Origin of the sequence: Prevotella sp. P3-122 (assembly GCF_002251365.1) — a bacterium.
GTDB lineage: Bacteria > Bacteroidota > Bacteroidia > Bacteroidales > Bacteroidaceae > Prevotella.
In genome coordinates, this window is record NZ_NPJH01000069.1 from 1 (window position 1) to 5,070 (window position 5,070).

General features: G+C 33.1%; 6 protein-coding genes. All 6 read left to right on the forward strand.

Features of this window, described 5'->3' with window-relative positions; genetic code table 11:
* A partial coding sequence (locus tag CIL02_RS16545) for a hypothetical protein (protein WP_206073489.1) occupies nucleotides 1-324 on the forward strand: 324 nt, incomplete at its 5' end.
* Nucleotides 243-1,517, forward strand: coding sequence for a Coenzyme F420 hydrogenase/dehydrogenase, beta subunit C-terminal domain (locus CIL02_RS10985; RefSeq protein WP_094401682.1), 1,275 nt, complete (start codon nucleotides 243-245; stop codon nucleotides 1,515-1,517). The genes CIL02_RS16545 and CIL02_RS10985, both read left to right, overlap by 82 nt.
* Nucleotides 1,502-2,599, forward strand: a complete 1,098-nt coding sequence (locus tag CIL02_RS10990) for a polysaccharide pyruvyl transferase family protein (protein ID WP_094401683.1) — start codon at nucleotides 1,502-1,504, stop codon at nucleotides 2,597-2,599. The genes CIL02_RS10985 and CIL02_RS10990 overlap by 16 nt, the downstream gene beginning before the upstream one ends.
* Nucleotides 2,600-2,605: 6 nt before the next feature.
* Entirely contained in the window at nucleotides 2,606-3,652 is a 1,047-nt protein-coding gene (locus CIL02_RS10995; protein ID WP_094401686.1) for a glycosyltransferase family 92 protein, read from the forward strand.
* Between the two features lie 3 nt (nucleotides 3,653-3,655).
* Nucleotides 3,656-4,498, forward strand: coding sequence for a glycosyltransferase family 32 protein (locus tag CIL02_RS11000; protein WP_094401688.1), 843 nt, complete (start codon nucleotides 3,656-3,658; stop codon nucleotides 4,496-4,498).
* Nucleotides 4,499-4,546: 48 nt separating this feature from the next.
* Nucleotides 4,547-5,070, forward strand: a 524-nt coding sequence (locus tag CIL02_RS16100) for a hypothetical protein (RefSeq protein ID WP_141210211.1), incomplete at its 3' end; no start/stop codon positions are given.

Genomic DNA, 5,070 nt, shown 5'->3' on the forward strand with positions numbered 1-5,070 from the left:
CTGTATGAATATGCTTCTGATTATTTCTATACAAGAATTTTTGAACGTATATTTGTTCCGAATGTTGATGTAAAGTGTTGTTTGGCAGATCTTCCTGTTGCTCCGTTAAAATATTTTGAAGATTTGCCTCAGTTGAAAGTTGAATCAATATCAAATACATATATTCGGTCGTTTTGGAAAGGTTTACTTGATGGTAAGAAACTAACGGCTAAATTTTATTTAAATATTTATCTTCTAAAACTATGGTTGAAAACAAAGATAATAAAAAATGTTGTGGATGTGAAGCATGCGTTCAGAAATGCCCAAAGAAATGCATATCTTTAGTTCAAGATAAAGAAGGTTTTTGGTATCCCCATGTAGACGAGTCATTATGTATAGGGTGTAAGCTCTGTGATAAGGTTTGTCCATATAATGAAAAGAGCGAATTCTCTTTATCAAAGAGCGAGGAAAAATTGTTTGCTTATAAAAATGATAGCTCTGATATTTTAAAAGAGAGTTCATCCGGAGGCGCTTTTACAGAATTGGCAACCTGTATAATAGAACAGGGAGGTGTTGTATATGGTGCCGCATTTAAAGATGATTGGAGCGTTCATCATATATGTATAGATAATATTGAGGGCTTGAAAAAACTGCGTGGTAGTAAATATGTACAGAGTAATATAGAGGATTGTTATATTGATGCCGAAAAGAAATTGAAGAAAGGTACAATTGTCTTATTTACTGGAACTCCATGTCAGATAAAGGGATTGAAGTGTTTCTTGCGGAAAGATTATCCTCAATTGCTGACTGTTGATTTTATTTGTCATGGTGTTCCTAGTCCAGGTATTTGGAAAAGGTATTTGAATGAGGAATTTGGTAAAGACGAAACTTGCCGCCTTCAGGCGGCCGATGGGAAAAATACCGTTTTGAATTCATCTCTAAACGCAAAGTCCCCCATAGGGGACATTAAGTTTAGAGATAAAACTGATGGATGGGAAAAATACCGTTTTGTTGTCCGTAGAAAGTCCGCCGTAAAGGCGGACAAAAATACCGTTTTGTTGTCCGATATACATAGAGATAATCCTTTTATGAAAGGATTCCTTTCCGATATATATTTAAGACCATCTTGCTACAATTGCCCTGCAAAGAAAGGACGTTCAGGAAGTGACATTCAAATGGCTGATTTCTGGGGGATTCGTGAGGTAGATAGAAAATTCTATTCTTCAAAAGGTGTTAGTATGCTTATTGTGCATACGCAGAAGGGCATGGATTTTCTTAATAAGATGAAAGGCAGGATAAAACAGATAGATGAACGGGTAGAATTATTGAATCGATCGTATTCTCATTGTGCAATACCTCATCCTAGACGGGAAGAGTTTTTTTATAGAGTTGACAATGAGGATTTAATCTCTGTTATAAACGAACTTACAAAACAAAAAATTACAGAGCGGGTATATTTCTATATTCACGTTTGTCTGAAATATTTTAGAATAAATCATTTTATTAATAAGATGAAAGCAAAATGGGAAAGAAAATAGGAATTATAACGTTGTGGGATAGTCAAGATAATTACGGACAAGTCTTGCAATGTTACGCTCTGCAGCGTTATTTGATAAAAAATCATCAAGAGGCGTACTTGATAAAAACAGTATCAGATACATTATCTCCTCAATCTCCTTTTATAAGATTGCTAAATTTGCCGAAGAAAGTATTGACGTACCGTTTTTGGAGTCTCTTATATTTTCGATATAAATTGAGAGTATTTGATAAACGTTTTGGTATCGTTAATAGGCATTTTGATGATTTTAGAGATAAGTTTATAAATAGCACAAAAGCAGTCTATGATATTTCTGCCTTAAGAAATAATCCGCCAGATGCAGATATATATATAACAGGGAGTGACCAAGTTTGGGGAGGCCCATCAGAATTGTATTTTCTAAATTTTACTCCTAAAGGGAAACGAAAATATTCTTATGCTGCAAGTTTTGGAAGTAATCCATTTACTAAGGATGGCTGTTCTAAAATGGGGAACTATTTAAGCGACTTTTCTGAAGTAACAGTAAGGGAAGAAAGTGGAGTAGCAAAATGCAAACTCTTAGGTATAGATGCAACACGAATAATAGACCCAACAGGTTTGTTAACAGCCTCTGATTACATGTCTATAGCAGAGTGTGAGTCTTCTGAAAATTATATATTGCTTTATCTTTTAGGTAATTTTACAAATGTTGACATTGATGAGGTCTTTAATTTTGCTAAGGCAAAAAAGATGTCTGTAAAATATATTGCCAGTCAGGGTCGGAATGATAAATATGACAAAATCTTCCCTTCTCCTACAGAATGGATAGGGTTGATTGCTAACGCAAAATATATAATAACAAATTCATATCATTGCTGTATGTTTAGTATTTATTTTGAAAAGAAATTTATGGTTTTGCCATTGACTGGTATTTTCAAAAAAATGAATGTAAGAATGGATACTCTATTTGGTACATATCATATTCCAAGGGTTAAATCATTAGACGAGTTGCTTTCTTCTGTTTTTGATTATTCATCAATAACTCAGTGTTTGGAAGAAGATAGGCATAAAGCAATGAAAATAATAGATAAATGGATAAAATAAAAAGATATGTCGGAATTAAAAGAAAGAACATTTAAGTATTGGATAAAAATATATTGTTACAACAATGCTTTTATCCGTCCGATTAAACACAATATTAAAAATGAGTTTGTCGGGAATATAATTCTATTATTGGCATCACCTTATATAATGTTGAATTATTGGTTCACGTTATGGTACGAAAAGCATTTTGGCTTTAAGAAGGTTGAGAGGTTGATGAATAATGATCGCAATAAGAGTTTCACGTATGAGTTGGCTGTTGTGTCTATTAGTAAGAATGAAGGGCCTTATATAGTGGAATGGATAGAATTTCATCGTATGGTAGGCGTATCAAAATTCTACTTTTATGATAATGAAAGTCAAGATGATACAGAACATATTCTTAAGCCTTACGTTGAAAAAGGAATTGTTGATTATATAAAAATACCAGGTGTAGGAAGGCAACTCGATGCATATAATGATGCTATAAAAAAACATAAGCACGAGTGTCGTTGGATGGCGTTCATTGATATGGATGAATATCTTATGCCTTCAGAACCGTTCCGACCATTATATCAAGTTGTTGATGATGTGGTGTATTCGGCTGGAGGTGGAGCAGCTGGAGTAGGTGTAAATTGGGCTTTGTATGGTACTTCTGGATATAAAAAGAAACCGGCTGGCCTGATAACTGAGAATTATACTCATAGAGCAGAAAATGAGTATTATTTGAACGTTCACATTAAATGTATTTGTAATCCTCGACTTGTTACAAATTACATTTCTCCACATTATCCGCTTTACATAAGGGGAGGATATACAATAAAAGAAGCTTATGGAACAAGAATTATTGGTTGGGGTGCAAATAAGATTATATATAAGAATTTGCGTATAAACCATTACTATACCAAAAGTGAAGAGGAGTATGCCGCCAAACGTGCCCGTGGGCTTGGCGACCGAGCTGGAATATATGAAGATTCTCATTTTGAGAGATATGACAGAAATGAAGTATATGATTTCAATATGAAACCATATATAGAGATGTTAAAAGAAAAAGTTAATAATTATCCGAAGATTTAAAATATGATACCTAAGATTATTCATTATTGTTGGTTTGGTGGCAATCCGTTGCCGCAAGAATTTAAAGATTATATTGAGGGGTGGAAACAAATGTATCCTGATTTTAAAATAATCCAATGGGATGAAAGCAATTTTGATGTTGATAATGCTATCTTCACCAAGGAGGCATATTCTGTTAAAAAGTATGCCTTTGTTGCAGATTATGTAAGAATGTGGGCTTTGCATCAATATGGAGGCTTATATATGGATACAGATATAAAAGTCATTAAACGAATTAATGAGGATTGGCTTAATAATGACAGATTTCTTGCTGCAATGGAATATCATGAGGATAATGCAAGAATCTTGAACTATAAAGATAGATTAACTCCAGAAGGATACAAGAAAGATCCTAAAGATATTTTGAAGTATATTTGCTTGGAGTCAAGCATATTTGCTGCAGAAGCTAACCATCCGTTTATTAATGATTGCTTGTCATATTACAAAGACAGACACTTTATCCTTTCTGATGGTAGCTATTATGACAAGATAATAGTACCAGTCATTATGGCTATAGAAGCAGACAAATACGGGTTGAGATATGTAAATGAGTTCCAAGAGTTAAAAGAGGGAATGCATATTATTCCTTGTGAATATTTTACAAATCCTCATTTGCAGACTCCTAATACTTTAGTATTGCACATGGCTAAAAACAGTTGGGTAAATTTGACATTCAAACAAAAAATTTACCAAACACTGCAACATAACAAGGTTATATTAGGAGTGTATAGATGGTCGGAGTCGTTTAGTCTAACAAAACGATTTTTTGATTATGTGCAGAAAAAAACGTGGTTGGAAAATGAATAGTAATTTGTTTGTTGCGCCTTTTCCCATGATAATTTAATCTTGAGCAAAATGAAGAATATAAAATTTCTTGGTGTATTTAATATTTATTCTATAAAAGACATACTATTAATAGCATTAAGCACATGTGCTGTTTCTATGTACTTAGGCGGTACAACGTTTTATCTTGTATTACTTGCAATTTCAACGTTGCTTGTCTTTAGATATAGATTTAATTGGGATTGGAATTGGCTTGCAGTTTTAGTTCTGTTAATTTCAGTTATAAGCACTATTAAAAATTACACAGAAACCCCTTCTGTTTTTCGTGTTGAACAACGTACATGTTTATTGGCATTAGTAATTTTTGCGTTCGCTCCTGCTGTAACAAATGACAAGCTCTATTTTTATAGAAAAAAAATATTCGTTTGCTTAGGAGTTGGGCTTTGTCTAATTGGAATAGCATCTTCTCTGTTATCTTTTACAGGTTTTGGATATAATGGTATTTATCTGATCGGTTTATCAGATTTTCCTAATTCGTTAGGTTATACATTAGGAATAACTATGATATTTAGTTTTAGTTTACTTACACAAGTTGG

Excerpts from the sequence above, each read along its gene's own strand:
- CIL02_RS10985 (WP_094401682.1), top strand. The coding sequence starts at position 243 with ATGGTTGAAAACAAAGATAATAAAAAATGTTGTGGATGTGAAGCATGC.
- CIL02_RS10990 (WP_094401683.1), top strand. The coding sequence starts at position 1,502 with ATGGGAAAGAAAATAGGAATTATAACGTTGTGGGATAGTCAAGATAAT.
- CIL02_RS10995 (WP_094401686.1), top strand. The coding sequence starts at position 2,606 with ATGTCGGAATTAAAAGAAAGAACATTTAAGTATTGGATAAAAATATAT.
- CIL02_RS11000 (WP_094401688.1), top strand. The coding sequence starts at position 3,656 with ATGATACCTAAGATTATTCATTATTGTTGGTTTGGTGGCAATCCGTTG.